At 46.3% G+C, this 26,732-nt stretch carries 24 protein-coding genes and 2 tRNA genes; 18 read left to right on the top strand and 8 right to left on the bottom strand.

From position 1 onward, the window contains the following. The first annotated feature begins 14 nt into the window (after nucleotides 1-14). The 10 genes from Q0991_RS00195 to Q0991_RS00150 all read left to right on the top strand — a co-directional run bounded on the left by Q0991_RS00195 (nucleotide 15) and on the right by Q0991_RS00150 (nucleotide 11,672). Nucleotides 15-98, top strand: a tRNA-Leu gene (locus Q0991_RS00195). A gap of 13 nt (nucleotides 99-111) precedes the next feature. Then, complete coding sequence (locus tag Q0991_RS00190; RefSeq protein ID WP_299484482.1) at nucleotides 112-897, top strand: RNA methyltransferase; 786 nt, start codon at nucleotides 112-114, stop codon at nucleotides 895-897. 91 nt (nucleotides 898-988) lie between these two features. Further along, complete coding sequence (locus tag Q0991_RS00185) at nucleotides 989-1,447, top strand: hypothetical protein (RefSeq protein WP_299484481.1); 459 nt, start codon at nucleotides 989-991, stop codon at nucleotides 1,445-1,447. A gap of 402 nt (nucleotides 1,448-1,849) precedes the next feature. After that, the gene (gene glnA, locus Q0991_RS00180; protein WP_299484480.1) at nucleotides 1,850-3,271 is read left to right on the top strand and encodes a type I glutamate--ammonia ligase; all 1,422 of its coding nucleotides are present in this window, start codon (nucleotides 1,850-1,852) and stop codon (nucleotides 3,269-3,271) included. 527 nt (nucleotides 3,272-3,798) lie between these two features. Further along, a complete protein-coding gene (locus Q0991_RS00175; protein WP_299484479.1) occupies nucleotides 3,799-4,689 on the top strand; it encodes a pentapeptide repeat-containing protein in 891 nt (296 codons plus the stop codon). Between the two features lie 312 nt (nucleotides 4,690-5,001). Beyond that, nucleotides 5,002-7,794, top strand: coding sequence for a GAF domain-containing hybrid sensor histidine kinase/response regulator (locus tag Q0991_RS00170; RefSeq protein WP_299484478.1), 2,793 nt, complete (start codon nucleotides 5,002-5,004; stop codon nucleotides 7,792-7,794). A 322-nt stretch (nucleotides 7,795-8,116) separates the two neighbouring features. Then, nucleotides 8,117-9,757 carry an ATP-binding protein gene (locus Q0991_RS00165; protein WP_299484477.1) on the top strand — a complete coding sequence of 547 codons (1,641 nt, stop codon included), beginning with the start codon at nucleotides 8,117-8,119 and terminating at the stop codon, nucleotides 9,755-9,757. Between the two features lie 19 nt (nucleotides 9,758-9,776). Further along, nucleotides 9,777-10,454: a response regulator transcription factor gene (locus Q0991_RS00160; RefSeq protein WP_299484476.1), complete on the top strand. Its 678-nt coding sequence runs from the start codon at nucleotides 9,777-9,779 to the stop codon at nucleotides 10,452-10,454. 133 nt (nucleotides 10,455-10,587) lie between these two features. Beyond that, nucleotides 10,588-11,268, top strand: a complete 681-nt coding sequence (locus tag Q0991_RS00155; RefSeq protein ID WP_299484474.1) for a 4-vinyl reductase — start codon at nucleotides 10,588-10,590, stop codon at nucleotides 11,266-11,268. 38 nt (nucleotides 11,269-11,306) lie between these two features. Next, the gene (locus tag Q0991_RS00150; protein ID WP_299484473.1) at nucleotides 11,307-11,672 is read left to right on the top strand and encodes a hypothetical protein; all 366 of its coding nucleotides are present in this window, start codon (nucleotides 11,307-11,309) and stop codon (nucleotides 11,670-11,672) included. Nucleotides 11,673-11,685: 13 nt separating this feature from the next. Here Q0991_RS00150 and mgtE read toward each other — a convergent pair whose 3' ends face one another. Then, complete coding sequence (gene mgtE, locus Q0991_RS00145) at nucleotides 11,686-13,080, bottom strand: magnesium transporter (protein ID WP_299484472.1); 1,395 nt, start codon at nucleotides 13,078-13,080, stop codon at nucleotides 11,686-11,688. A 319-nt stretch (nucleotides 13,081-13,399) separates the two neighbouring features. Here mgtE and Q0991_RS00140 point away from each other — a divergent pair. Continuing rightward, a tRNA-Lys gene (locus Q0991_RS00140) sits at nucleotides 13,400-13,471 on the top strand. Nucleotides 13,472-13,611: 140 nt separating this feature from the next. Then, nucleotides 13,612-14,691: a class II fructose-bisphosphate aldolase gene (gene fba / locus Q0991_RS00135; protein WP_299484471.1), complete on the top strand. Its 1,080-nt coding sequence runs from the start codon at nucleotides 13,612-13,614 to the stop codon at nucleotides 14,689-14,691. Between the two features lie 342 nt (nucleotides 14,692-15,033). Here the strand turns inward: fba and Q0991_RS25015 are convergent, their stop codons facing one another. From Q0991_RS25015 to Q0991_RS00110, 4 genes are all read right to left on the bottom strand, one after another. Then, a complete protein-coding gene (locus Q0991_RS25015) occupies nucleotides 15,034-16,686 on the bottom strand; it encodes a M23 family metallopeptidase (RefSeq protein WP_366524857.1) in 1,653 nt (550 codons plus the stop codon). Nucleotides 16,687-17,388: 702 nt separating this feature from the next. Beyond that, a complete protein-coding gene (locus Q0991_RS00120) occupies nucleotides 17,389-17,850 on the bottom strand; it encodes a tRNA (cytidine(34)-2'-O)-methyltransferase (RefSeq protein ID WP_299484470.1) in 462 nt (153 codons plus the stop codon). Nucleotides 17,851-17,875: 25 nt separating this feature from the next. Continuing rightward, complete coding sequence (gene gshA / locus Q0991_RS00115; RefSeq protein WP_299484469.1) at nucleotides 17,876-19,021, bottom strand: glutamate--cysteine ligase; 1,146 nt, start codon at nucleotides 19,019-19,021, stop codon at nucleotides 17,876-17,878. 347 nt (nucleotides 19,022-19,368) lie between these two features. Continuing rightward, nucleotides 19,369-20,055, bottom strand: coding sequence for an alpha/beta hydrolase (locus Q0991_RS00110; RefSeq protein ID WP_299484468.1), 687 nt, complete (start codon nucleotides 20,053-20,055; stop codon nucleotides 19,369-19,371). 327 nt (nucleotides 20,056-20,382) lie between these two features. Between Q0991_RS00110 and hisA the strand changes: the two genes are divergently transcribed. After that, nucleotides 20,383-21,156, top strand: coding sequence for a 1-(5-phosphoribosyl)-5-[(5-phosphoribosylamino)methylideneamino]imidazole-4-carboxamide isomerase (gene hisA / locus Q0991_RS00105; protein WP_299484467.1), 774 nt, complete (start codon nucleotides 20,383-20,385; stop codon nucleotides 21,154-21,156). A gap of 106 nt (nucleotides 21,157-21,262) precedes the next feature. Beyond that, nucleotides 21,263-21,655 (top strand): hypothetical protein, encoded by a 393-nt coding sequence (locus Q0991_RS00100; RefSeq protein ID WP_299484466.1) that lies wholly within the window; start codon nucleotides 21,263-21,265, stop codon nucleotides 21,653-21,655. An 88-nt stretch (nucleotides 21,656-21,743) separates the two neighbouring features. On the opposite strand, the gene Q0991_RS00095 is transcribed toward Q0991_RS00100, so the two are convergent. After that, on the bottom strand, nucleotides 21,744-22,046 hold the full coding sequence (locus Q0991_RS00095) for a hypothetical protein (RefSeq protein WP_299484465.1): 303 nt from the start codon (nucleotides 22,044-22,046) through the stop codon (nucleotides 21,744-21,746). Between the two features lie 651 nt (nucleotides 22,047-22,697). Here Q0991_RS00095 and Q0991_RS00090 point away from each other — a divergent pair. The 3 genes from Q0991_RS00090 (at nucleotide 22,698) to Q0991_RS00080 (ending at nucleotide 24,628) form a co-directional block, all read left to right on the top strand. Further along, nucleotides 22,698-23,807 carry a sodium-dependent bicarbonate transport family permease gene (locus tag Q0991_RS00090; protein WP_299484464.1) on the top strand — a complete coding sequence of 370 codons (1,110 nt, stop codon included), beginning with the start codon at nucleotides 22,698-22,700 and terminating at the stop codon, nucleotides 23,805-23,807. A gap of 116 nt (nucleotides 23,808-23,923) precedes the next feature. Then, nucleotides 23,924-24,256: a hypothetical protein gene (locus tag Q0991_RS00085; protein WP_299484463.1), complete on the top strand. Its 333-nt coding sequence runs from the start codon at nucleotides 23,924-23,926 to the stop codon at nucleotides 24,254-24,256. A 114-nt stretch (nucleotides 24,257-24,370) separates the two neighbouring features. Continuing rightward, nucleotides 24,371-24,628: a hypothetical protein gene (locus Q0991_RS00080; RefSeq protein WP_299484462.1), complete on the top strand. Its 258-nt coding sequence runs from the start codon at nucleotides 24,371-24,373 to the stop codon at nucleotides 24,626-24,628. A 560-nt stretch (nucleotides 24,629-25,188) separates the two neighbouring features. Here Q0991_RS00080 and Q0991_RS00075 read toward each other — a convergent pair. Then, the gene (locus Q0991_RS00075) at nucleotides 25,189-26,025 is read right to left on the bottom strand and encodes a PhzF family phenazine biosynthesis protein (protein ID WP_299484461.1); all 837 of its coding nucleotides are present in this window, start codon (nucleotides 26,023-26,025) and stop codon (nucleotides 25,189-25,191) included. Nucleotides 26,026-26,157: 132 nt separating this feature from the next. On the opposite strand from Q0991_RS00075, the gene Q0991_RS00070 reads away from it, so the two are divergent. Further along, nucleotides 26,158-26,454: a hypothetical protein gene (locus Q0991_RS00070; RefSeq protein WP_299484460.1), complete on the top strand. Its 297-nt coding sequence runs from the start codon at nucleotides 26,158-26,160 to the stop codon at nucleotides 26,452-26,454. A gap of 54 nt (nucleotides 26,455-26,508) precedes the next feature. Here Q0991_RS00070 and Q0991_RS00065 read toward each other — a convergent pair. Continuing rightward, the coding region (locus tag Q0991_RS00065) for an integrase core domain-containing protein (RefSeq protein ID WP_299484459.1) at nucleotides 26,509-26,732 on the bottom strand (224 nt) is incomplete at its 5' end.

Here is a 26,732-nt window from a genome sequence, read left to right as displayed (position 1 = left end):
TTAATGCACAGCCAGCGGAACTGGCGGAATTGGTAGACGCGCTAGGTTCAGGTCCTAGTGTCTGCAAAGACATCCGGGTTCAAGTCCCGGGTTCCGCATGTGATACACACTATGATTACCAGCTTGCAAAATCCGCTGATTAAACAAATGCGGAAATTGCAGCAGGTCAAGTATCGTCGCCAGCAGGGTAAGCTGCTTCTTGAAGGAACGCATCTACTTCAGTCTGCCTGGAAGCAAAACTGGTCTTTTGAAATTGTTTGCTATACGAAGGACTGGCAAGCTAAATATCCTCAGTTATGGCAGCAGATTCAAGACAAAACCGCTCGGTTGGAGCAGGTCAGTCCAGAGGTATTGCAAGCCACCGCGACAACTGTGCATCCTGATGGCGTGGTAGCAGTCGTCAGCACTCAACCCCCTTCATTTTTACCGATTCAGACCTTAGGATTAGCCCTAGAAACCATTCAAGATCCCGGCAATCTCGGGACCTTAATTCGGACCTCTGTGGCGACTCAGGTAGAAGGGCTGCTGCTCAATCAACAATGTGCAGATCTTGAAAGTCCCAAAGTGTTGCGGGCTTCAGCTGGAACTTGGTTTCATCTTTCTAAGCGGGCAACGGATAATTTCATCACCGTATTACAAGAGTATCAACAGCGGGGCATGCAGCTTATTGCTACCGTTCCCGATGCGCCCCAAAGCTTTTGGCAGGTGGATTATTGCCAACCCACCCTGATCTTGATTGGTAATGAAGGAGCAGGCTTATCCCAGCCTGTTTTGGATTTGGCCGATCACCAGGTCAATATTCCCATTGCTCCAGGGGTGGAGTCGTTGAATGCTGCGATCGCAGCTGCGCTTCTCCTTTACGAAGTCCGTCGGCAACGTGATAGCAAACCCGCTTGATTACGTTCAATAACATCCAACAGATTCCGACCCACGAACCCATAGAATAAGACTACTTAGTAAAGCTGCTGCAATTTTTTTAAGATTTTCTATGGCCACTGAAACATCCTCTGCCAACGAAGTTGCTGCTGATGATTATGTTGTCATCGGTCTAGCGACCTGCTTTGTCAAAAAAGATAATAAGCTGCATCCAGTCAAAATCGTAGAGCCGATTCCTTCTGCCGCTCTAGAAGCGATCCTCAAAGGAATTCCCACCTCCTACGAAATGGCAGTAGCAACTACAGTGGGAGCAGTTTGGTCTAATGAAACACCTCAAGCGCCTTCAGAATTCCCGGCTGAAGCCCAATTCTGCGATGAGTTTTCTTTCCGCCTCCAAGCCACAGCCCGTAGTTATCGATCCCGTCCGGTTGCCAAAGAACACCTTGCTCCGGGAGCCATAAAAACAGACTTCAATTTCTCCACAGAACGGAAGCGCATGCTCAATGCAGATCGCACGGTCAGTACTGAAGACAATGTCAAACAGCATTCCCATACCCATAAGGTCCTCTAATCAGGCAATGCGCCTGGTTGATTGAACTCAGTCTAGTCTCTCAAACATCCCTAGCCCATAGATCCCACCCGCCAAATAACTTTTGATCGGGGCTCATTTTGCTGAGCTAGGTAAATACTAATTTTATGGACAATACAAAAAATTAAAGCAAGACTTTAGAAACTCATATCCATTGCGCTAATGGCGATCCTGGAGTTTCATGCTTGGGCAAATAGAAGGGATGGATAAAACTGTATTTTTTTATACAAAACCCCTGTGATCCGGTCTCTTACGATATTAGGCTTAATCCTTAGCTTGACTCACCCTGAGAGTTTTTGGTTTGACCGCTTTTTTAAGAGCTTGGTAAATTTTCTGCCCCAGGGAATGCACTTGAGCTTGCTATTTACCGTTAAGGAGTAATTCATGGCCCAATCCCCCCAGGACATTCTGAATTGGATTAAAAACGACAATATTCAGGTCGTTGATCTTAAATTTATTGATATGCCAGGTATTTGGCAACACCTGACCTTATACCAAGATCAAATTGACGAAAGTAGCTTCACCGATGGTGTCGCGTTTGATGGCTCTAGTATCCGGGGTTGGAAGGCCATCAATGAATCGGATATGGCAATGGTACCTGATCCCAATACGGCTTGGATCGATCCATTCATGGAAGAGCCTACCCTCAGCATGATCTGCAGCATCCAGGAGCCCCGTACCGGGCAACCTTATGATCGATGCCCTCGCTCCATTGCCCAAAAGGCCTTGGATTATCTCGCCAGCACTGGGATTGGCGATACCGCATTCTTTGGCCCTGAAGCTGAATTCTTCGTTTTCGAAGATGTTCGCTTTGACCAAACTGAAAATTCTGCTTACTACTACGTTGATACCAAAGAAGGCCGCTGGAACTCCGGTGCAGTCGAAGAAGGCGGCAACTTGGGCTATAAGCCTCGCTATAAAGAAGGTTATTTTCCCGTTTCTCCCACCGATACGCTCCAAGATATGCGGACGGAGATGCTGTTGACCATGGCCAAATGTGGGGTGCCCATCGAAAAGCATCACCATGAAGTGGCGACTGGTGGCCAGTGCGAACTCGGCATCAAGTTTGCACCCATTATCGAGTCTGGCGATAACTTGATGATCTACAAGTATTGCGTCAAGAATGTGGCTAAGAAGTATGGTAAATCAGCCACCTTTATGCCCAAACCTTTGTTCAATGACAACGGGTCTGGGATGCATACCCACCAGTCTATTTGGAAAGCCGGCCAACCCCTATTCTGGGGAGATGGCTATGCCAATCTGAGCCAGACGGCGTTGCATTACATCGGCGGTATCCTTAAGCATGCCCCAGCGTTATTGGCCCTCACCAACCCCACCACTAACTCCTATAAGCGCCTGGTTCCTGGGTTTGAGGCTCCTGTTAATCTGGCTTATTCCCAAGGTAACCGCTCTGCATCCATCCGGATTCCGCTTTCTGGTCCTAATCCGAAAGCAAAGCGTCTAGAATTCCGTTGTCCAGATGCCACTTGTAATCCATACCTCGCCTTTGCTGCCATGCTTTGTGCGGGTATTGATGGGATTAAGAACCAAATTGATCCAGGCAGCTCCTTGGATGTTGATATTTATGATCTCAGCCCAGAAGCGTTAGCCAAGATTCCTTCTACACCCGGTTCCCTATTAGAAGCCTTAGAAGCATTACAGAATGATCATGGCTTCTTAGTCGACTCGGGTGTATTTACCAAGGACTTTGTTGAGAACTGGATTGAGTACAAACTCGATAATGAGGTCAATCCCATGCGCCTACGTCCTCATCCCTACGAATTGTCCCTGTATTACGATGTCTAAGAATTAACGGACCATTTTTCTGGGCTTTGGCTGGATCATTCGCAAAAAAAGCTGCCTTTATTGGCAGCTTTTTTTGCGAATGTCGATAACAAAATATAGAGTCCTTCACATTTAGATCAATATAAATTTTATTGTCGTCCCTAAGAATAGTGATTGACTCCTGTCAGCAAGCTAGATTGTGGGCGCTAACAGACTTCTAATTCTCTTCTGGATCACTTACCGATGAGGCAGACGATGGTTCAATGGCAGACGGTCTCTTGCCAACACAGCGGTTTGGGATGAGATTCGTTGTCTTGACGGATGGTCAAAAGCTCGATAAAGAGTAAAACATGCTATCTTGACCAAAATTGCCGCCAAGCTCAGCGTTCAGCTAACCGTGGGAGCAGTTTGCCTGAATCAACTTGGTTTTATCCAGTACTAATCCAGTACTCATGATGTCATTATTTTCTTATCCAGAAATTTTTTCTACACTGACGGATGGATTAACCCTCACACGCTAGAAAAATGAGTGCAATTGTGCAAACCCTATGAATCTCGAATCCTTAAACCAAGCGTCTGATGGAATTCAGACTCCTAACGAATATAAACCTGCTGAAGTAGCCGCTCCTCTTCAATCAGACCCTCAAGACGAATTATTACAGCTCGCCCAGCATCGTAATCTCGAAGCCCTAACAACACTCATTGATCAGAGATTTGCAGAACAGGCTATCAAGGTGGCTGACATTGAGTTTAAAGATGATTTATTGCAGCTCAGTGTAGAGTCTTCAGACGTTCCTGCACAGTCTGTTGTTGTGCCCCTGCTCCGAGACTATTTAAGTCAACTGCGATTGCCTTCCATTGCAAGAGTGACGATTTATGGTCAGAAACTGGGACAAGAGCTACCGTTTTGGATGGAAGAGATTGCTTTGGATTTACTGATACTAGATCCGCCACCGCCCAATCCTCACAATACCGCTGAAGTTAGTTCTGAAAACGCAGGTCAAACGGGTGCTGATATTCCACTGCCTGAACCTGTGGCCTTACCGAGCGAAATCGCCTTGGATCTGACCGCAAGATATGAGGCCGGTGAGCGCAATTTTGCTCAGATCAATCTTAAGGATGCAGCATTGCCCGGTATTGTTTTGACCTTAGCGGACTTACAAAAAGCCAATCTAGTGTGGTGTGATTTAAGAAAATCGAGTTTGAGCCATGCAAATCTCACGAGTGCTCAATTGCGTCATGCTGATCTGACAGAGGCCAATCTGCAAGGAGCAAAGTTGCAGGGAACGGATTTACAAGGAGCCAAATTACGAGGGGCAAACTTAAGCTGGGCTGTCTTACGAGGGACCAACTTAACGGATGCGGATCTAACAGATGTTAATTTTCAAAATGCAACCTTAGAGCGTGTAATTATGCCCGATGGTACCATCCTAGACTAGCTGCCCATTAAGCAATTGATGTTGTGCTTAATGGTCGTTCCATTGCAATTTGGATGCCTCAGTTTTCTGGTGATTTGAATGAGAGAAGCATAAGTTTTCCGATAGGGATCTCTTGAATAAATCGAAATGTAGCACGAGTTCAATTGAGTTCTGGTTCACGAAATAGTGTTGTTGCCAGGGGCCAAATATACCGTTGTGATTCAAGATGGAGTCTAAATATCTTTCTAGATAATCATTCCAACATTTTTTGGGCACTCTTTTCTATAGAAATCTATTTCCTGCACAGTATTATTTGCAGGTGGAGTAAATGTGATGCCCATCCCCGAGACTGAACCTTCTCATATATCTAATCCTCTGGAATGCCTACCATTAGAGGATATTAGGTATGATTCCCCGAATGAAAACCAAATAAAAATACGGTTGCAGCAAGCTATTTTGTTAGGAGAATTGACGAATGAAATTCGCCAAAGTTTAGATACTACTACAATCTTCCAGATCGCAGTTGAGAAAGTCCAAACCTTGCTGCAAGTAGATCGAGTCGCTATTTTTCAATTCGATCCTGCCACAGATTATAAACAGGGTGTTTTTGTAGCAGAAAAGGTTATTCCAGTCTTTTACTCTGCCGTGGCTGCGCGGGTGCAGGATGAAAGCTTTGCAGAAAATTATGCGGCCAAATATCAGTTAGGGCGAGTATTTGCAGTAGCCGATATATACGATGCAGGACTCAGCGATTGTCATATCCAGATTTATGAGCGTTTTCAGATCCGAGCAACTTTGGTGGTCCCTCTTCTCCAAGGACAAAAGCTATGGGGGTTGCTCTGTATCCATCAATGTTCGGGCCCCCGAGTATGGAAGTCAGTCGAGATTGAGTTCATGGAGAAGTTGGCTGATCAGCTCAGTATTGCGCTGATGCAGGCGGAGTTACATGAACAGGCGTTAGAGCAGTCTCAGCAATTACAAATTGCTTTAAATCAAGTTGAAGCCCAGAAAGAAAGAGAAGCATGGCTGGCTCAGTATGAGCGCAATATTACCCAAATTATTCAGCATATTCACCAAAACTTAGATATTGAGAATATTATCAAGGCCACTGTCAATGATGTGCGTCGTTGTCTAGGATGCGATCGCGTTGCTGTTTATAAATTTTTATCAAATGGGCCTGGTGAGGCTCTTTATGAATCATCCACTGCTCACTTCGTCCCGTTATCTGAAAGCAATGGTTCTGTGCTCTGGCAAGACACTTGCTTACAAGCCACTCAAGATTCCCTCTATCGTGATAACTACGTAGCTCTAGTTACTGACATTGGGCAGCACCACTACACTGACGATTGCTTGACCCTACTAGAAAAATTCCAGATTCGTGCATATATGCTGGTTCCAGTGTTCATTGGGGATATACCTTGGGGATTATTAGTTACCTGTCAACAAACACAGCGACAATGGGACGAAATTGAACTTAGTCTCCTTCAACGCGTAGGAGATCAATTAGGAGTCGCGCTGCAACAAGCGGAATTAATGCGGCAGCTTCAAGAGTCCAAAGAAAAGGCGGAAGCAGCTAATCGGGCTAAAAGCACTTTCCTGGCAAATATGAGTCATGAATTACGAACCCCACTCAATGCCATTCTGGGGTTTAGCCAACTGCTAAACCGGGATAATAATTTAACCCCCAAACAAAAACAAACGCTGACCTCAATTAATCGAAGTGGTTCTCATTTGTTGAATCTGATTAACGATGTTTTAGAAATGTCCAAAATCGAGGCAGGACGAGTTGCTCTCAACTATAAAAATTGTGACTTGATGTATTTGTTAGATTCTCTACAAGAGATGTTTCTACTCAAGGTGGAATCCAAGAGGTTGAAGCTAGTCGTTGATAAAACCGAAGACTTACCGCTCTTTATCCGTACTGACGAAAGCCGACTCAGACAAGTTTTGATCAATTTATTAACAAACGCGCTGAAGTTTACAGAGCAGGGAAGTGTCAGTCTTAGAGTGTATACGAAGAAGCTATTACTCGATGATTTTCCCTACAGGAACCTTGATGAGCCAAAAAACTCTGAGCAACATCAACCTGATATCTACCTATGTATTGATGTGGAAGACACCGGTGTGGGAATTCCATCTTCTGAAATCGACAATATTTTTGACACATTCGCTCAAGCTTCAGCAGGTCGCCAATCCTCCGAAGGATCAGGATTAGGTTTAACCATTTGCCGCCACTTCATTAATCTAATGGAGGGCGATATTCAAATTTTCAGTCAGGAAGGGCAGGGAACGAAAGTACAAGTTCGTCTACCCGTAATGGTTACACAGATCAGGGGGGGCGATCCATCAGATACGCCCATGGTATTAAAGTTGGCCCCAGGACAACCCAAGTTACGGATGCTCATTGTTGAAGATAACCCTGAAAATAGTCAAATTCTCGTTGATCTCATGACCTCTGCAGGTTTTGATGTATTGTCAACAACCAATGGCCAAGAAGCTATTGCCTGTTGGCAAATATGGCATCCTCAGATTATTTTGATGGATTGGCGAATGCCAATCATGAATGGTTATGAAGCCACTAAAGCAATTCGCTCTCTGGAGGCCCAGGCTAGATCTACGACTAATATTGAGCTGTTCAATAAACATTCAATCTCAAAATTATCATTAGGATCAACAACAGATAGAACAACTATTATTGCCCTCACAGCTAGTGTATTTGAAGATACAAAACACGAATGCGATGAAGCAGGTTGTGATGACTTTTTACATAAGCCTTATCAACAAAGTGTTCTATTTGATGCAATTGCTAAACACCTCAATATAGAGTATTTATATGATAATTTTTCAAGTGCTGAATATGACCTTAATACCTGCGATTCTCAGAATATGAGTTCTAAAAATCTTAAGAGTCAATTATCCCAGCTACCTAAATCATGGCTATGCCACCTTCAACAGGCTGCTATTGAATTAGACGAAGACCAGATGAGTCAGCAGCTCGTAGAAATTACGGCTGATTACCCGTATTTAGCTAAAGCCTTAATGGATTTATTTCAAAAGTTACAATTTGATAAAATCGCAGCTTTAACTCAAGAAGCACTGGATTTAAAAACTGAGGTGATACACTAAATATTCATTTGCTTTAGGCTTAATTTGAGAATTTTAATCATAGGTCTTCATCTCTAATAATAGGCCTCTATTACGGCAGATATAAATCTTTGCTCTCTGGCTATATTCAGCTCCCGCCAATCAGCATCATATTTATTGCTATCAAAGCATAAAAAATCAGTAAACTTGCGGAGGATTTTACACTCATTTTTTTCTAAGCTGAATATAGCATTAGCTATTCTTTAAAAGAATATCAGCGACATTGTTGCTATGGCAGTGCAATTCTCCATATTACTGCTAACAATATGGAAGACACAAACTTCAATAGATTCCGTCATAACAGATGAAAAATAGCACTGCAAATCTTCTAATCGTTGATGATAATGTGGATAACCTCAATGTTTTGGCTGGGATGCTGGCAGAACAGAACTATAAGGTTAGGCGAGCGATTAATGGGACAATTGCCTTAAGAGCTATACAGGCATCATTACCCGATCTGATCTTGTTAGATATCGTTTTACCAGACATAACTGGATATGATATTTGCACGCAATTAAAGCAGAATTCACTCACTCAGCATATTCCCATTATCTTTATCAGTTCTCTCAATGACATCGAGGACAAGGTCAAAGCATTTTCGGTAGGCGGAGTGGATTATGTCTCTAAACCGTTTGAGATGGCGGAAGTCTGTGCCCGTGTCCAGACTCAATTAGAAATCCAGTCCGCTAAAGCTGAAATAGAAACCTTAAATGCTGATTTAGAGGAGCGAGTTCGAGTACGGACTGCTGAACTGACGGCTGTAACTGTCGATCTAGAAAAACAGGTTCAGGAGCGTCTGAAAGCAGAACAAGCATTACGACATAGCGAAAGTCGCTTTCGGGCAATGATCGAGAATGCGTCTGATCTTATCCTTGTGCTTGATCCGCAAGGAGTTGTTCATTACTCAAGCCCTTCAGTAGAAAAAAATCTCGGGTATCTACCCTCAGATTTGTGTGGTAAATCTATATGGCAGTGGTTACATCCACAAGATCGGCAGACAATCACCCATTTGTTTACAGAGGTGTTAGCAAATTCCACCGTGGTAGCTATTCCTATAGAGATTCGTTGGCAACATCATGATGGGAACTGGTGCACGTTGGAAGCGATCGCGCAACAGTTTTCTGATACCTCCGGATTTTCTGGCTTGGTGATCAATGCCAGAGATATTACCGAGCGGCAAAAGATGGAGGCAATACAGCGAGCACTAGAACGGGAACAAGAGCTGAGTGAACTGAAACTTCGTTTTTTTTCAATGGCTTCGCATGAGTTCCGGACACCGCTCAGTGTTATTCTGATGGCCGCCCAGATTCTAGAAAGCCCGGAATCAAAGACCTTGAACGAGAAACAACTGCGGAATATTCAGAGAATTCGTGGTAGTGCTCAATATCTGAAAAAAATGTTGGCAGATATATTAGATATTGCCCGATTAGAAGCCAAACAAATGGAGTTCAATCCCCGTTCCATTAATTTGAGAACAATCTGCGATCGCATCCTTGATGCCCAGCAAACTGAGCATGACGGTATTCCTAGAATCCGATGCACTTACTCCGGCATTTCATCTCAAATTAGCCTAGATCCAGAGCTCCTTCAGTCAATTCTGGACAACTTGCTCGCCAATGCCCTGAAGTACTCAGCACCAGATCAACCCGTTCAGGTCAAGATCACTCAAGATTCACAACAAGTGGAAATCACGATTATAGATCAAGGGATTGGTATTCCCAAAGCCAATCAAGCCCAGTTATTTGAAGCATTTCATCGGGGTGATAATGTCGGAGAGATTGAAGGATCAGGGTTGGGATTAGCCATTGTCAAAAAATGTGTAGATCTACATCAGGGAGAACTTTCATTTATGAGCGAGTCATCTGGTACAACATTTATGGTGCGATTACCAGTACATTCAACCATTTGCCAGACTGATCTGAGTATCAGACAGATCGTAGCTTAAGGCGTAATGTTAGGGGGAAATGAGACTCTTACTCATAGAAGATGACTATCCATTGGCAGCCGTATTTGCCGAGGCGCTTGAGGACTCTGGCTATGTTGTCGATGTTGTCCATGATGGGGAAGCAGGTTGGTATCAGGCGACGGAAGAAGAGTATGGCATTATCTTGCTAGACTGCATGCTCCCCAAACTCGACGGTATTGGCTTATGTCAGCGATTGCGGGCTCAAGGCTACACCACGCCCATCCTCATGATGACAGCCCGAGACGCCAGCACTGATAAAGTCTTGGGTTTAGACGCAGGGGCTGATGACTACCTTGTCAAACCTGTTGATTTGCCAGAATTGCTCGCTCGGATTCGTGCTGTCTTGAGACGAGGACAGGCAACCCCTTCCCCTTTGTTATATTGGGGTGATCTCTGCATGCATCCTCTGAATCATGAGGTAACCTATGCCAATCAGCCTGTCAGATTAACACCAACTGAATTTTCTCTCCTAGAACTGTTTTTACGTAGCGGTTTGCGTGTGCTTAGTCGAAAGATTATTATTAGTCATCTTTGGGATCTAGAAGACCCTCCAGGGGAAGAAACCGTTAAAGCACATATCAAAGGGTTACGTCAGAAACTGACCGAGGCTGGAGCATCTAAAACTTTAATTGAAACAGTGCGGGGAGTTGGCTACCGAATGCGGCCTATTCAATAAATCTTCCCGAGTTCTTCCCGGTTTCTCCCTTTTTCCTTTACGTTCTCTCAATATATTAAGGATAGGTCTAACCTCAACCGAGCTTGAGTTGACCGTATCACAATTTGACCAGTCTACTGGTCATCCAGGGGGAATGAGAACATTGACAATATTGCCAGCATTAGACTCAACAAACGGTTCGATTGCACCAACGGATCTGTATCTTTCACTTTTGAATCAAAGTTTTCTGTTTTCCCAAATGGGAACGCCAGAAGATTATGCTCATCATTTACTGGAATTGAATGGTCTCACCTGCCAGCGCAACCGATTACTTCAACAGGATTCAAATCACTATTGCGCCCAGAGTGCAGTAGGCGTTGTTATTCCCAGCGATTTAACAGCCACTGAAGCCTATCAGTTAGGCAAAGACCTGGGCCAACAAGAATATCAACACTTTACTGTATTAGTCTCTTCGCCCAAGCAATCTATGCTGTCAGGGCAATTACTGGTATTAATGGATTGGTGGTCACAGTCTTATCTGGCCTATTATGGCCAATTATTTATTGATCTAACACAGTTATCGGTCCCTTACATACGTTTGCAGGTTGTCGACACGTCCCATATCAGTTTGCGAAAAAATAGGCATCGACCGGATTGTGCATTCTACGCCGGTATCATCGCAGGTTTTTTTAGTGGTTTAACTGAGCGAAATTTCGAGGTCATCCAGCCAGATTGTGTTGAGGCTCTGGTCAATAGCTGTCAGTTTCTATTAGCCTCACAATCAGAACTGAACGCTCAGATTTTTTGGCAAACCGTTGATACACTAACGGCCTAGTTATCAACTGTAGTGTGTGACCTGAAAGGATGATGATCATGATAGCCACCTATTCTACGCCACTTGTCTCTTCCCCTGAGCGCATCAGCAATGATGTAACAACGACGACCTGCTATTACATTCGTAAGCTACTTGCCAAGTATTCGACTGAGCTCCAGTCCTTTGTCGTTAAAGGGGCTGGACTGATTGCGGATGCCAAGTCAGATATCAATCATGTCTTGGAAAGCTTATATCTAGAAGAGCCAGATCTTAGTGTCATGGCCCGAGAACTGGAAGTACTCGTTCAACTCCATCGGAGTCTAAGTGGCCAAACCAACGCTAGCGTGAGTATACCAGGACAGCTAACGGAAGTAGAACGGCGGATTTTCTGGATTCTAGGGCTCAAGCGGGAGATCGTTAAGTAGACAGATAGACAACTTAGAGTCTCTCCAAAATAAACCGAGCAACTGCAAAGTAGATAAAGACACCCAACACATCGACTGCGGTGGTAATAAAGGGTGCTGACATCAATGCCGGGTCAAACCCAATTGCCCTAAATACAAAGGGAAGGGCTGATCCGGCGACGGATGCCAAAATGGAAATGGCGATTAGGCTGAGACCGACTGCGATCGCAACGGCTAAACTTCCTTGCAGGAAATAGGCCCAAATCACCACAATTGCCCCCAACATGAGGCCCAATATGGCACCGGCGAGTGCTTCCCGCTGAATCACCCAGAGCGGATGGTTGGCTTGGGGCTGATCGACATTGAGGCTGCGAATGACCACCGTTGAAGACTGGGCACCCACATTCCCCCCTGTTCCGATCAACAGGGGGATAAAGCTCGACAGGGCAACAACCTTTTTGAGCATATCTTCTTGGCTATGAATCACGGCCGTTGTTCCCGTATTGGTCAACAACAATACCAATAGCCACACCACCCGTCTACGGGCAACAGTGATTAAATCGGTCTGAAAATAATCATCTCCCCCGGATTGCACCCCCCCCATCCGGTAAATATCTTCAGTGGTTTCTTCTTCAAAAATATCGATCACATCATCAACGGTGACGATGCCCACCAAGCGCTCTTCCCGATCGACAACGGGCATCGCCAAAAAATCGTAGCGCTGGATCGTGCGGGCCACCTCTTCCTGGTCAGCATCGGTGCTCACGGACACCACATCTCGGGTCATGATTTCACCAATGGTTTGCTCGGGCTGCGCCGTCACCAAATCCCGCAAAGAAATAATTCCCGTTAAGTGGCGAGCAACATCAACGACATACAGGTAGTAAACCGTTTCCGTAAATCGGGCTAAACTCCGGATTCGCTCCAAGGCCTGAAAGACGTTTAAGTTTTCTTTTAAGGACACATATTCAGGCGTCATAATCCGCCCTGCCGTGCCAGCTTCATACCCCAATAACAAAGCAGTAGCCTGACGCTCAATCGGGCTAAGTTGGTCCAATAGACGGCTAACGACCTTGGCCGGTAACTCATCAAACAGGCGAGCCCGATCGTCTGGAGACATCTTATCGACAATATCTAGGACATCTTGTCGCTTAAATTCTTCGATGAGGGATTGCTGGACGTTGGAATTGAGATTCTCATAGACTTCAATCGCTTCATCCTTGGATAACAGACGAAAAGCAATGGCCTGTTGGGCCTCAGGCAACTCCTCAATCGCTTCCGCGATGTCAGCAGGCTGCACGGGAACCAGTAGGGCTTTTGCACCTTGTAAATTTCCCTGCTCCAATAGCATCAACAGTTGCGATCTCACCAGTTCTCGCAATTCTCTGCGAGAAACGACTTGTAATCTGGAATCAGCATGTTCAGTCAAGCTAGATCCTCTTACCTAGATATACGCCCTGTCGTGGTGGCAATCCGATTCATGGGCAGCCGCACCCTATTACAAAGGTTCTAATGTGAGGCCATTCAAACTCTGCCAGACCTTAGTTTACGCTATTGTGAGAATCACTGTAAGAAATGCTGCTATTGCATTTCTCCCTGCCTTGCCAATAGTGTTTTTCCCATCCTAGATGAAGCCCCAAATAGTCCTTAGCCAATATGGATTAAGGCCGAAAGCAATCGCGCTCTCGCACCGCCAGTCCAAGTTATGTTAGGGTGAGTTTCTGTGTTAGAATACACGGGCCTCATGGGGGTCGCTAACTCAACGGTAGAGTACTCGGCTTTTAACCGATTAGTTCCGGGTTCGAATCCCGGGCGACCCATTTTTATGAATCCAATGCTCTAGACTGGAGATTAAGCTACCTGAGAACCCGCTAGACAGGGTAGGATATCTAAAGATTAGCGTAAGAATTCGGCGCAGTTTTCGCTTTTTATCGACGACAAACATTTAGGAGGATCAACTATGGCGCTTGTACCAATGCGGCTTTTGCTCGATCATGCTGCCGAAAACGGCTACGGCATCCCGGCATACAACGTGAACAACATGGAGCAAATTATCTCCATCATGCAAGCTGCAGATGAAGCAGATAGCCCTGTGATCTTACAGGCTTCTCGTGGTGCCCGCAGCTATGCGGGTGAGCATTTTCTCCGCCACTTAATTACAGCTGCGGTTGAGTCCTATCCCCATATCCCCATCGCCATGCACCAAGACCATGGCAATAGCCCTTCCACCTGCTATTCCGCCATGAAGAATGGGTTTACTAGCGTCATGATGGATGGTTCTCTAGAAGCAGATGCCAAAACCCCTGCTAGCTTTGAGTACAATGTGGATGTCACTCGTCAAGTGGTGCAAGTGGCCCACGCCATTGGCGTCAGCGTTGAGGGTGAGTTAGGCTGCTTAGGTTCCTTGGAAACCGGACAAGGTGACAAGGAAGATGGTCATGGTTTCGAAGGGACACTGAGCCGAGACCAGCTCCTTACTGACCCTGATGAAGCTGTTGAATTTGTTGAGCAGACTCAAGTTGATGCCCTAGCCGTTGCTATTGGCACTAGCCACGGTGCTTATAAGTTCTCTCGTAAGCCTACGGGTGAAATTTTAGCGATTAGCCGGATTGAAGAGATTCACAGCCGCCTACCCAACACCCACTTAGTGATGCATGGCTCTTCTTCCGTGCCTCAAGAGTGGATTGATATGATCAACCAATATGGCGGCAAGATTCCTGAAACTTACGGCGTTCCCGTGGAGGAAATTCAAAAAGGAATCAAGAGTGGTGTTCGCAAGGTCAATATTGACACGGACAACCGTTTAGCCATCACTGCTGCAATTCGAGAAGCTGCCGCTAAAGATCCTAGCAACTTCGATCCTCGTCATTTCCTCAAGCCTTCTATCAAGTATATGAAGCAAGTTTGCCTAGCTCGTTACGAAGCATTTGGGACTTCAGGCAATGCTAGCAAGATTAAGCAACAGCCCTTAGATATCTTTGCCGTCAAATATGCCAAGGGAGAGCTGGATGCTACAACTAAGAAAACGGTAGCTGTCTAATCAAGGACTAGATGGTATAGCCAAGCTATAGTTATTTAAGCAAAAATTGCAATTTCAGGTGGATCTTTGATCCACCTGATTTTTTATATTTAGGAATTTAATCGACTTCTACTTGTGGCCAAAGAAGGCAAAAGCATAAACAAACATTTCAGGATTGAGAAGACACCCGCATCTATGAACCTGCCCCATTAACAGTTCCATAAACAAGCCAACCCTCAATCAAAGCATTTGTTAGATTGGCACAACTTATTCATTGATATGGAAATGTTAAGGGCCGTGGGATGATGAACGATCCCACAGCCCTTTCGCTGGAGTATTATGCTGATTGGGGATGGGGTAGGATTACAGCTTCCGAAGGAAAGGTACAGGATTGATCGCGCCTTTTTTATCAGAGGGGTGTAATTCGAAATGGGTGTGAGGCCCAGTGCTCCGCCCGGTGCTGCCCATCTCAGCAATCTGCTGTCCTTGGTAGACAGATTGCCCTACACGCGTCTTAATGCGGTGGTTATGGGCGTATAACGTCAAGCTACCATCCGGGTGACGAATCTCAACCAGGTTGCCATATCCCCAACGGTTCCAACCGGCAGTGGTGACGATGCCGGGGGCAGCAGCAACTACAGGCGTTCCAACTGGAGCAGCAATGTCAATTCCACGGTGCGGACGTCCCCAGCGCCAGCCAAAGCCAGAGGTCAGAATTCCCTTAGCAGGCCAAATATATTTTTGTGGACCCGGCAACATTTGGCTCGGTAGATAACGATCAACCGAAGATAAGGGGGGCAAATCCAAACTGGGAACCTGAGGTAAAAGATTACGAGTGGCAAGGACCGTCGTATCAGGATTTAGCTGGTTCCTTTGAGTTGGCTGTGCGGGTAAAATTGCAATCGTAGAAGCGGACGAAGTCGGCTGACTAGCTTTCTCATCTCCCTTCCCTTGCTGTGCCTTCACTGACGTTGGCTCGTCATTTTTGCCGACAACATCCTCTAGATCACCTTCGACCCCAGAAGTATTCAAATCGACGATGTCTTGAACCGTACTGAGGGACAAAGAGAGAGATTGATGGGCTGGGATTCGAAGTTTGGTCTCTGGGTCAATAGAGCCAGAATCTTCGATCCGATTCGCTTTTTTGATTTCTTGGGCAGAGACCTGGTAGAGGCGGGAAATGTCTTCTAGGGTTTCCCCAGGTTTTACGAGATGGACAATGGCACCCGAATCGATCAGGGCTGAGTTTTGATCATTAGGAATAATGGTTTGAGATAGATCAACATCGGGTAAAACTGCAAGGGACTGGGTCGTATCAGCAGGCTTAGAGGCTGAAACTTCAGAGCTGTCATCTTTGCTCTCTGGAGAGCCGATAGCCAGCGGATTTTGCTCTAGGGTTGAAGATAAATCTAAGGGGCTGATAAGCGGCGCAGACGCAAATTGAGGCCCTGCATCTGTCCCATCGGTATCAGACTGAATCAGTAGATTATCGATCCCAAGGAGGTTTTGCCGAGGTGACTCAGCCAGCAAGATTGGCTCTATTGCTTGAGTTGTAACCGTACCTAGAATGTCTGAGGTGCTGATTGTCAGGCTACTTTCACTCTCACCAAATCCCAAAATACCAAGGGTCTCAAGCAGGGTTTCAGAAGTCAGCGGGGCTATCAGCTCATCCACTGAAAGCGACGAAGACCCAACGATATTGCTTTGGGTAAAGGAGACACCTGCATTGACAAGCTGGGATTTCGATGAGCCCTCAGTCTTGAATGCCACAGCATTGGCATTTTGATCGCTTGCCTTCAGGGATGGAGAAGAAAGGGAGGAGGAGTCCGGTTTAGAGGCAATGAGAACAGATGCGGACTTCTGGATGGGGTAAGTCGATACCTTGTATCGAGAAGAACCGATCAGGTCTGGCAGCTGGACGGGCTTATGGGTAGAGGATTTTAAATAAGGGGGAGAGACAGCAGCATGAGCTGTTTGCCCTATGGTTAGTCCGCCGATGGCACTGACCGTGATCATAAAACCTAGAACACTGACAGAACGAGTTCGACGAAGGAGAGTTGATACCTCTGACAAAACTGGAGTGGTATCAATCTTCTGCGGAATTTCTCGTTTCAATGAGGACCTCCTAAGTGCTTGATGTGTGTTTGGATTATTGCAGGAATAGATTTATGTATCTGCGGTTTAGAAGCCGTATTGTAAATTATTCATTATCGCATAACATTGTTCATTCGGCTTTGCCTAGGGCAAAGCTTGTTAAACAAGCATATTAGGTAAAAATACCTTGCTTTACAAAAATAGACAAGACCATAAACCTCAGCCGTTAAAACCAGTGGGTGAACGTTTCTTGGATTAGAGCTATTTTTTGATAGATAAGTTGTATCGATTGTTACACATTCAGTATTGGATACTTACAGATTTTGCAGCCCCAGAACGTGAGCATGCGAGGATATTTCTTGAAAATAAAAAAATAGATTGCAAGAATGGCTTTCATTTAATTTGCCCAGGGGCTGGAGAAATTATCCTCCGTATAACTACTGAATTCTTGCTTAGAAATGCAACTGTGGACGCTCACACCTCTGTAAAAATACAGAGTAATTCCAACGAAGGGGAGCGGTTTGAGTTGGAGGCGAAACAATAAAATTCTGAGCTGAGATATTCTCAATCGGGTTGAATAAGTAAGACGGCTAGCGATGACTAGCGTGCTCCACCAAAACAAGGCTAAGGGATTTTAGCGAGTTGTCTGCGTGCTTCAAATAGGCCAACCGCTGCACTAACAGAGAGATTTAAACTGCGAACTTGGGAGTTGTCCATCGGGATGCGGAGTACCGCTGAGCTTGCTTGCAAAATATCTCTGGGTAGGCCGCTAGACTCGCTGCCAAACAATAGCCAGTCATCGGGTCGAAATTGGAACTTTAAGTAGCTTTGGGTCCCGGATGTGCTAAAGCCAACGGTCCGTCCGCCTTGCTGTTGCTGCGCATTACGAAAATCTGACCAAGAGGGATGGGTATAGAGATCGACATAGGGCCAATAGTCTAAGCCCGCCCGTTTCAAGTATCGGTCCGTTATCTCAAAGCCCAGGGGCTCCACTAAATGTAGCTCGGTTTGGGTGGCAGCACAGGTTCGAGCGATATTCCCTGTATTGGGCGGGATCTCTGGATAAACAAGGACAACCCGAAGCATGGTTTGGACGTTGGTTGAAGAAGCACTATACCGCTACAGGCTCACATAATTTATTGCGCAGATCAATCTCCGTTTGGGACATGGTTGCGATCGCATCCTGCATAATCTGTTCAATCGACTCTCCCTGTTGATGCTGCTTCAACCACTGTTGCGCCTCATTCCCTTGGGTCAAAATCTGGTGGATAGGTGTCAGAAAACAGCTAAAGCCAGATTGTTTGGCCGTTGGCCAAACCTCAGTATAGAGTTCGTCAACCCAATCGCGAGCCAGAATTCGACGACCATCCTGCCAATGGATTAATTCCGCATCCAAACTATGAGTCGCAGCGGCATTTTCATTGGCATCTGCTAGAGCAACTAAGTCTGCGAGATCGGCACTGACATGACTACCCATTAGCGGATCAAGCTGGGGATCCTCCATCATCTGGAGGATTCGGGCTTCTAATAGCGCTGTAATCGCTAATAGATGGATGGGATGGGTGACGAGATCACAAATCCTGAGCTCAAGACGGTTTAAGTCATAGGGACGACGATTACCATTGGGACGCACCGAACTCCACAGATGACGCACATTTTGCATCGTTCCCTGCAATAACTGTGATTCAGTCCAATCGATAAAGTGCGGGTGCCCCGTAAACAAGGGGACCTGAGCTGGGGTTTTTGGAAAAACGGCCCAACGGGTGGAATGATGTCCCGTCACTCGCGCTCCTAAAAAGGGAGATGAGGCGCTGAGAGCCAAAAACAATGGTGCTTCCATGCGGACGAGTCGGCAAGCCCGAAAGAGCTGCTCAATATTCGGAATCCCAATATTGATATGAATACTAGCAGTGACAACACTGGTGCCGTAGGTCTGCTCGATATAGGTATGGTAGGGGTTATGGGGATCAGAGCGATAAAAACGCTGATGATCCGCAATAGCCAGCGTGCTGCCGGGAATCAGGGTGTAGTTGCCCAAAGCTTGAATATATTGGCGTAGTCGAAGGCGGGGCTTCAGCAGATCACAGAGGAGGGGATCGTAATGGTGGGCCGGAGCAGTCGTATATTCCACATTCCGACTATCCGGTTCGCGGACAAACCCATCTAAATCAGCGACGATCCGGTCAGAGAGGCCAACAATCTCACCGGAAGGTTTTCCAGTATATAGTTCAACCTCGAACCCTTTAGAAAGCACCATACATATCCCTCGCGCTTGTCAAACAGATGATAGATAGCAGATCTGAATAGACCCTTAGAAAGAGTGGGTAATCAGGATGAGGGCAAATCAAGATTAGAGGTACACCGATAGACGAAATGCGGCCAAATTATAGGTGTACTATTTGCAATGATGTCGCTCACTCGGCAGATCGTTGCTCATATTCTGACATGTTTTGGCAGGGGTGTTGGGTAGAAAACCCGACTCCCACAGGTCTTCGGCTCACCTTAAATCTGCATGCGAACCACAAACAAAGACCATAAGGGCGTCTGAAGCCCCAAGAGAAAAAGGCTTGCCAAGGTATGGGCCTGCTAAGGGACGAGTTTAACCTATTCCATAAGGGAGCGAATGGTATCGGTGAGGATGTTGAGGACCCCAGACCGTTCAATATAGGGTTGGGCTTCTTTTAGAAAGGGACCAGCATCTTCTAACAACGGGGCAACTTCTTTCAGTAAGGGGCTAGCTGCACCAATGGCAGGGGCAAACTGCTTGCCCTTGGCAATAATCGGTCCATATTTTTGATAGGCTTCCAACAACCGCTCTCCTTCAATCTCAACGGTGTTAGTGGGGTAGCTCTCAAGGGTATCTAGAATGGTAATCTCTCCATCTCGGCTAGCGTCTAAGACAAGAGCAGAACGAATCGCCTGACGATTGGCCCGGTTAGAAGGGGGGTGCATAATTTCCCCTGCTTCATCCAGCATGGCATCACCAAAGGGGCTATTTAGCAATTGATCGAGTTGCGTAGGACTAATAGCAAAGGGACGAGTGAGAATCTCACTGACGTCTTGGGGATCTTGTTCTGCCAAATCTAAATACACTTTCAGATCTGCAGGGGCACGACCGGTATCAGCCAATTGGCGCAGAGAGCTTACCGGAACTGATCGAGCAATTGGACCATATTTAAACACAACCTGTTCTGCGGCCCCAGCGGGTAATGCGCTCAACAGCACAGCCGTACAACTTCCCAATACATGATGCCACCAGTTTTTGTTGGTCTGTGATGTAGTTGAACTCATAACGCTAGGGTCAGTACCTTTTCAATCTTAAGAATACCCAATTATCATGACCGATTTGTGATCGTGGAGTTCCTGTCGTCTTGGAGATGGGTGGCTTTGAAGGGACATCGAACCAGAAAACACCTCGTTTTATGTGAGGTTGATCTATATATAAAGGTCGAAAACTAGTGTAAACCTGCTTCAATAAGTAAGGGCTGGTCTGTAGGCTCTGTATCACTTTTCCTAGGATCTGTTTCAAGTGAAGCAGCTAGGGTTCAAAATTGCGTTTAGTTTGGGTTGATGCAAAGTGTTCCGCTGGATATTTGGTAACTGAAAGGTAAACCGTTTATGGATGTTATCCCTGCTATTGACTTGCTAGAGGGGCGATGTGTTCGTCTGTATCAAGGGGACTATGACCAATCTCAAGTGTTTTCCGAAAATCCAGTTGAAGTTGCCAAAGCTTGGGAAGCGCAAGGCGCCCAATGGCTGCATTTAGTGGATTTGGATGGTGCAAAAACCGGACAGCCTGTGAATTTAGACACGATTGCAGCGGTGGTAGAAGCCTTAGAGATTCCGGTGCAAGTGGGGGGCGGCTTGCGCGATCGCAACCGCGTAACCCAACTTCTAAACTTAGGTGTAAGACGGGGTATTTTAGGTACGGTTGCCATTGAAAACCCTGATCTGGTGCAAGAGCTATGCCAGGAATTCCCCGATCAAATTATGGTGGGCATTGATGCCCGAGAAGGTCGAGTTGCCACCCGAGGCTGGTTAGAGACATCTGAGATTCTGGCAGTAGACTTAGCCAAACGCATGGCGACGGCAGGTGCGGCGGCGATTATTTACACGGATATTCAGCGGGATGGAACGCTTCAAGGTCCTAATATTCCGATGCTGCGAGAAATGGCTGAAGCAATTACCATTCCGGTGATTGCTTCTGGTGGGGTTAGCTCAATTACAGATCTAATGAACTTACTGGCGTTGGAAGCCATCGGGGTGACGGGCGCTATTGTGGGTAAAGCCTTATATACAGAAGATATCGCTTTATCTGAAGCCCTCCGGGCCGTTGGCCCTGGCCGCTGGCAGGATGTCCCCCCTGATTTAGGCTCTTCTGCTTTAGCTTAGAAAAAGAAGCTTTTTCACTCAGTGGACTAAGCTTATAGCTCGCACAGAATAGGAGATCGATTTCGCATCCCATCTTGAACAACAATTGGCATATTCACTCCATAAAGTGCTTGCGCCTCTTCCAGTTAACGCACCTATCCCAGAGTCAGAAGCATTTCGTGATACTCTCTCAACTTTGGAATATTTCATTCCTGAGGTTCTCCGAGAAGTATACGACGAGTGGAAATATGAAAGTTTAGATGGTGTTTTAACAGGTCTGGCTTTAAAAACCAACGACTACGCAGCTGAGATCGCGGGGCTAGGCATCATCCTTTCTGACCAAACTTACACACCCCTTTACGTTCGTCTCAAGCTCCTACCTGATAAGGATGAAGTTGCTTGGTTTGATTGCAACTTGGGAGAAGTAAACCCCAGAGGTCGTTCTAAGAAGATGGATACAATGGCGGTCGTCGATCGCTTGAATAGAATTGAGTGGTCATACCATGCTGGTTTTGGCTAGCGTTGACGGAAATCGGCATCTAGTTTAAACGAAGCAAGCATCAGAAATGACCACTACTAAAAACCATGTGCTTTGACATACTGAGTCCTTATATATCTTGAATGTCTAAGGTTAAAGTAGGCGGTGCAGCAAAGTCTCTACAGTCAATCGCCTTCTCTGATAAAGCAATATCAGGATGGACTGAGCATTTAAGATGATAATCATTCGTGAAATATTGGCAGTTGCTACAGGGGATTTGATGCATCCGATTTGAGGTGCGAATACTGTATGCGATCGCAGATCCTACATTCCATACCAATAACCCCACAATCCCCCAAGCCAAACAAAAGCCAATCCCCACAAACAGAGGATGCAAGACCGGAGAATACTGAATCCAAAACTGATAAACCATAATGCCCCATCGCCTAAGCCATATCCATGATCAGCGGGTTACCGCCCATCTTTAAGGTAAAACGTTAAAAATGCAGGCCAAGCAAGGGGTATAGCTTTGTTATAAATGTTTCTATCTCTTTACCCTTAGTCATTGACCAACACAATTCGGCCCGTAACACCCAAAGATATGGGAGTCAATAGTCAAGAAAAAAATGCCTAAGACCATTGGGAAAGTGCCATCCGACGTAGGGGGAGAAGCACTATCATTCTCAGCTCTGGGTGAATAGCAGCAACAAGATGGAGAAAAATCTGCGATCGCAACCAACATTAGTCAGACATATAATGTAGACATACATCTAAAAGAAAAACTTATCATTTGAATTTAACATTGTGTTCAAAATCCATGCTGTGAAGCACAAAAAACTATGTTTTTTGAGATAGACTTAAATACATAAATATTTAACTCTTGATAGATAAAGATCTATATAAGGTGGTACAGAACAGTGATCACCTTCATATTCCATTTGGAGAGCGGCCATCTCTGAATACCTTGTCAGCAGGTTTTTTCGCTACACCTGCGTTGTAGGGGGTGATGCACTTCACCCCTACTTTTCATAACTCACTTATCACAATCATTATTTCTCGTTAGAAGAGACCGAAGGAGGTATTTGTGGATTTTTTATCCGAATTTTTGACACTTTTCTTGAATAAATTGCAGTCCCCAACCCTCGGTTTTCTGATTGGGGGGATGGTTGTTGCCGCCGTCAATAGCCGACTGCAAATTCCAGATGCAATCTATAAATTCATCGTCTTTATGCTGCTGATCAAAGTCGGCCTCAGCGGCGGTATTGCCATCCGCAATGCCAATCTGGCAGAGATGCTGTTGCCCGCAGTGTTCGCCATGGCAGTGGGAATCCTGATTGTGTTCGTCGGACGCTACACATTGGCCAAACTCCCGAAAGTCAAGACGGTGGATGCCATTGCGACGGCAGGCTTGTTCGGTGCGGTGAGTGGTTCTACCCTCGCTGCCGCTCTGACCATAATGGAATCAGAAGGCATCCAATATGAAGCCTGGGCTGCTGCCCTTTATCCCTTTATGGATATCCCCGCCCTCGTGACCGCGATTGTTTTAGCCAGTATTTATACCACCCATAAACGCCGTGCCGCAGACGAAGCGCTCAGTCAACAAGAATATCGAAGCAAGCAAGAGTATTTGGGCAATCCGGGTAGTACCGCCGTTGAATATCGAAGCAAGCAGCACAGCACCAAAAACCAGCGGGTCAAGATATGGCCCATCGTCAAGGACAGCCTCCAAGGTTCTGCTCTCTCGGCATTGCTCCTCGGCCTCGCCCTAGGGATGCTGACTAAGCCAGAAAGTGTTTTTGAAAGCTTTTATGAACCCCTATTCCGCGGACTACTTTCGATATTGATGCTGGTGATGGGGATGGAGGCCACAGCAAGGCTCGGTGAGCTGCGCAAGGTGGGCCAGTGGTATGCCCTATACGCATTTGTAGCGCCCCTGATGCATGGGCTGATCGCCTTCGGTTTCGGTATGATTGCCCACTACATTACAGGGTTCAGCCTTGGTGGCGTCGTCATCCTAGCCGTCATCGCCGCCTCCAGTTCAGACATCTCTGGGCCACCCACCTTACGAGCTGGCATCCCGTCGGCTAATCCCTCTGCCTATATCGGTTCTTCTACAGCAGTTGGTACGCCAGTGGCACTGGCCATCGGAATACCACTCTTTATCGGACTCGCTCAGGCTCTGATGGGTAGCTGATCCTGGACGGGCTTGCTGATACTTAACCCAGCGACCCACTCGAAGGCTAGATCAGCGCTGCCGTTTTCCAAAGTTTCTAAGTCATTTTTGAATACATACATCAAGAGGTAATCCCCATGGCCAAACCAGCTAGCATGCTCATTATCGTCACGGAAAAGTTGCTGCTGAAAAAGATCGCCCAGATCATCGATGCAGCCGGTGCAACCGGTTATACAGTGGTGGACGCTGGCGGTAAAGGCAGTCGCAACGTGCGCTCGTCGGGACAACCCAGCGTTTCCGACACCTGCTCGAATATCAAGATCGAGGTGCTTACCGAAAATCGGGAGATGGCCATCCAGATTTCAGATGAGGTCGCATCGCAGTTTTTCGATGATTATTCGGGTATCGCCTATCTCTGTGATGCGGAGGTACTGAGTGCACACAAGTTCTGCGGGCCGGACGGCTGTTAAATCGAGACGATGCAGGCCCAGCGGATCAGCTCTCGAAACATCTGAGGCCCATCGCCCGTTTTCTGGCGTCGGTTTCGCAGGGATGATTTTAGATAAACAATAATGGTGACAACGATGAATGAGGTAAAAAATTCGTTGCAGGAGTGCGATCGCAGTTGGTCCATCCATATCTATAACGGTCGTCACTTGCTTTGCTCTCTCTATCCTTCCCATGCTTGGTTGTTTGTCCTAGGGGCAACCCTGAGCGGGCTACTCATTTTTGCGGGCTTTCAAGTGGCAAATTGTACGGCCCAACCCGAAAGCCCTTCTTCCCCCCAGCCCTCTCAAACCCCTCAGTCATCTCCAATAACTCCCCCTCTCCAAGTTGATTAATACTCGCAATCTCGATAACTTCATAGCAAGTACAACCAATATCGGTTACGGTTGTCGCTCATGACGTCTGAAACTTTCATTGCAACATTGATCTTTTGCGCAACTAGGAGTTCACTTCAAGAGTCTACCCATGGGTGCACGAAAAAAAGCGCGCTCAGGTTTGAAACTGCTACTTCGTCAGTACTTTTAGGACCATCAGTTCATCCCTTAACGTGTGCTGGCCCTCACCCCCCAGCCCCCTCTCCCAATATTAGGAGAGGGGGAGAAAGACAGAGTATATAAGGATCTTGCTCCCCTCGTCCAAGGTTGGGAGAGGGGCTGGGGGTGAGGGCCACCTGACCCTTATGCGATCAATACAATGCCCATCTGATCAAGTCTGTGGAACTTTAGAGATCAGCATCGCGCGCTTTTTCTCGTACACCCGTCTACCCATGCAGCCTGATCTAGAGTTGCGACTTAGCGAGATAATTACCCCTGGCAACAGTCATCATCTTTTCTCATCACAGGGATGAACTGATTCAGTCTTTTAGTTGATCTTTATATTGCTGCGGCAAACGAGATCAAATGCGAACGGCCATTCCACTCACGACAATTCCACCTCTAGCCGGAATATCAACCACTAGCCGACTCGGTCGTCCCATTGCTTCTCCCTGGTGAATCACAATTTGGTTCGGTGCAGATATTAACTGAGCCTCTCGCAGATAACCTCCTAGAGCTGCCGCTGCCGCTCCTGTTGCAGGATCTTCTACAACACCACCCACTGGAAAAGGATTACGAGAATGAAAAGTTTCACGATTCTCTCGCCAGATGAGCTGCACTGTTAACAGGCCATCCTGTTGCATCAGTGCTTTGAGTGGGTCAAAATCGTAATCCAAATGAGCCAGCCGCTCAGACTTTGAGACTGCCAAGACCAAATGCCATGCCCCTGCATAGGCCCGAGCTGGCGGGATAGATAGATCTAGCTCATCCAATTGCCAGCCCAAAGTAGATAAAACATCAGTCACTAACGCATCCGAGGCCGAGGTATAGCTGGGTTCTACGGAAGTCAAAGAGGCCTGCCACTGACCCTCTTGATGACGGACAACGACAGGGACTTCCCCTACGGTTGCTGATAATTTGTACGTTCCCTCTCCGCTCAATTCACCCAGGGCAACTCCAGTCGCAATCGTGGCATGCCCACAAAAAGGGACTTCTACCTCTAGACTGTAGTAGCGTATTGTTCGCTCAAACCCAGTTTGAGGTGCTACAAATGCCGTTTCAGAAAAGCCAACCTCAGCTGCGATCTGCTGCATCGTGTCAGGTGTTGGCAGCGTGTCTCCGATCCATACCCCTGCTGGATTCCCTCCATTCGAATCGGTTGTGAAGGCTGAAAGGCGATGCAGAGAGAGGTCAGTCATTTTGAATCTTAGTTTGGGAATGGACAATAGCAGATTCGCTTAGAAAGGTGTTAGAAAGCAAACCAATCGTTTATGGGAAAATACCACCAGAAGACAAGATATTTTAGCGAGTTTCTTTGTATTGAGCCTGCCATGCCGGACCAAGATTGGATTCAGAACCTGGAAGCAATAACTGGAAAACAACTGAAAGAAATTTCAGTTCAAGACTTTGATGACGATCTGGAAACGATTGCCAGTCATTTTGATGGCCAGTCTAATTCCTATACGTTGAATCATCAGCAACAAGTTGTCGGGCTCAGCTTGCAAGGCATTGATGGCCACGATTTAGTACCAGCTGCAATTGATCAGTTAAACCATCTCTCGTTCTTATATCTATTGGATATCAGAACAAGAGAAGTACTCTCCTTTCAAGAGTTCCAGTTGAAGTGAACCCCTGATCTTGGATAGTAAAATCAGGAATGAGAGAGAAGCACACTACATGTATCACACCTGAATATTCTCTAGTTCATTTCTCCACTTTTTCTCAAATTCACTCGGTGTTAAATAGCTCAATGATGAATGAATTCTCTTCTTCATATATACCTCTTCCAAGAACATTTCTATCCGTTCATTAACCTCTCTAAAATTTCGATATTCTGACAAGTCAACTTCCTCTTCTTTAATGGTTCTCATCAGTCGTTCTGCATAACCATTTTCATAGGCTTTTC

Source organism: Acaryochloris sp. IP29b_bin.137, from assembly GCF_028285745.1.
In the GTDB taxonomy this organism is placed as follows: Bacteria; Cyanobacteriota; Cyanobacteriia; order Thermosynechococcales; family Thermosynechococcaceae; genus Acaryochloris.
The sequence above is the reverse complement of the archived record's forward strand: the minus strand, read 5'-3'. Positions and strand labels throughout refer to the sequence as shown.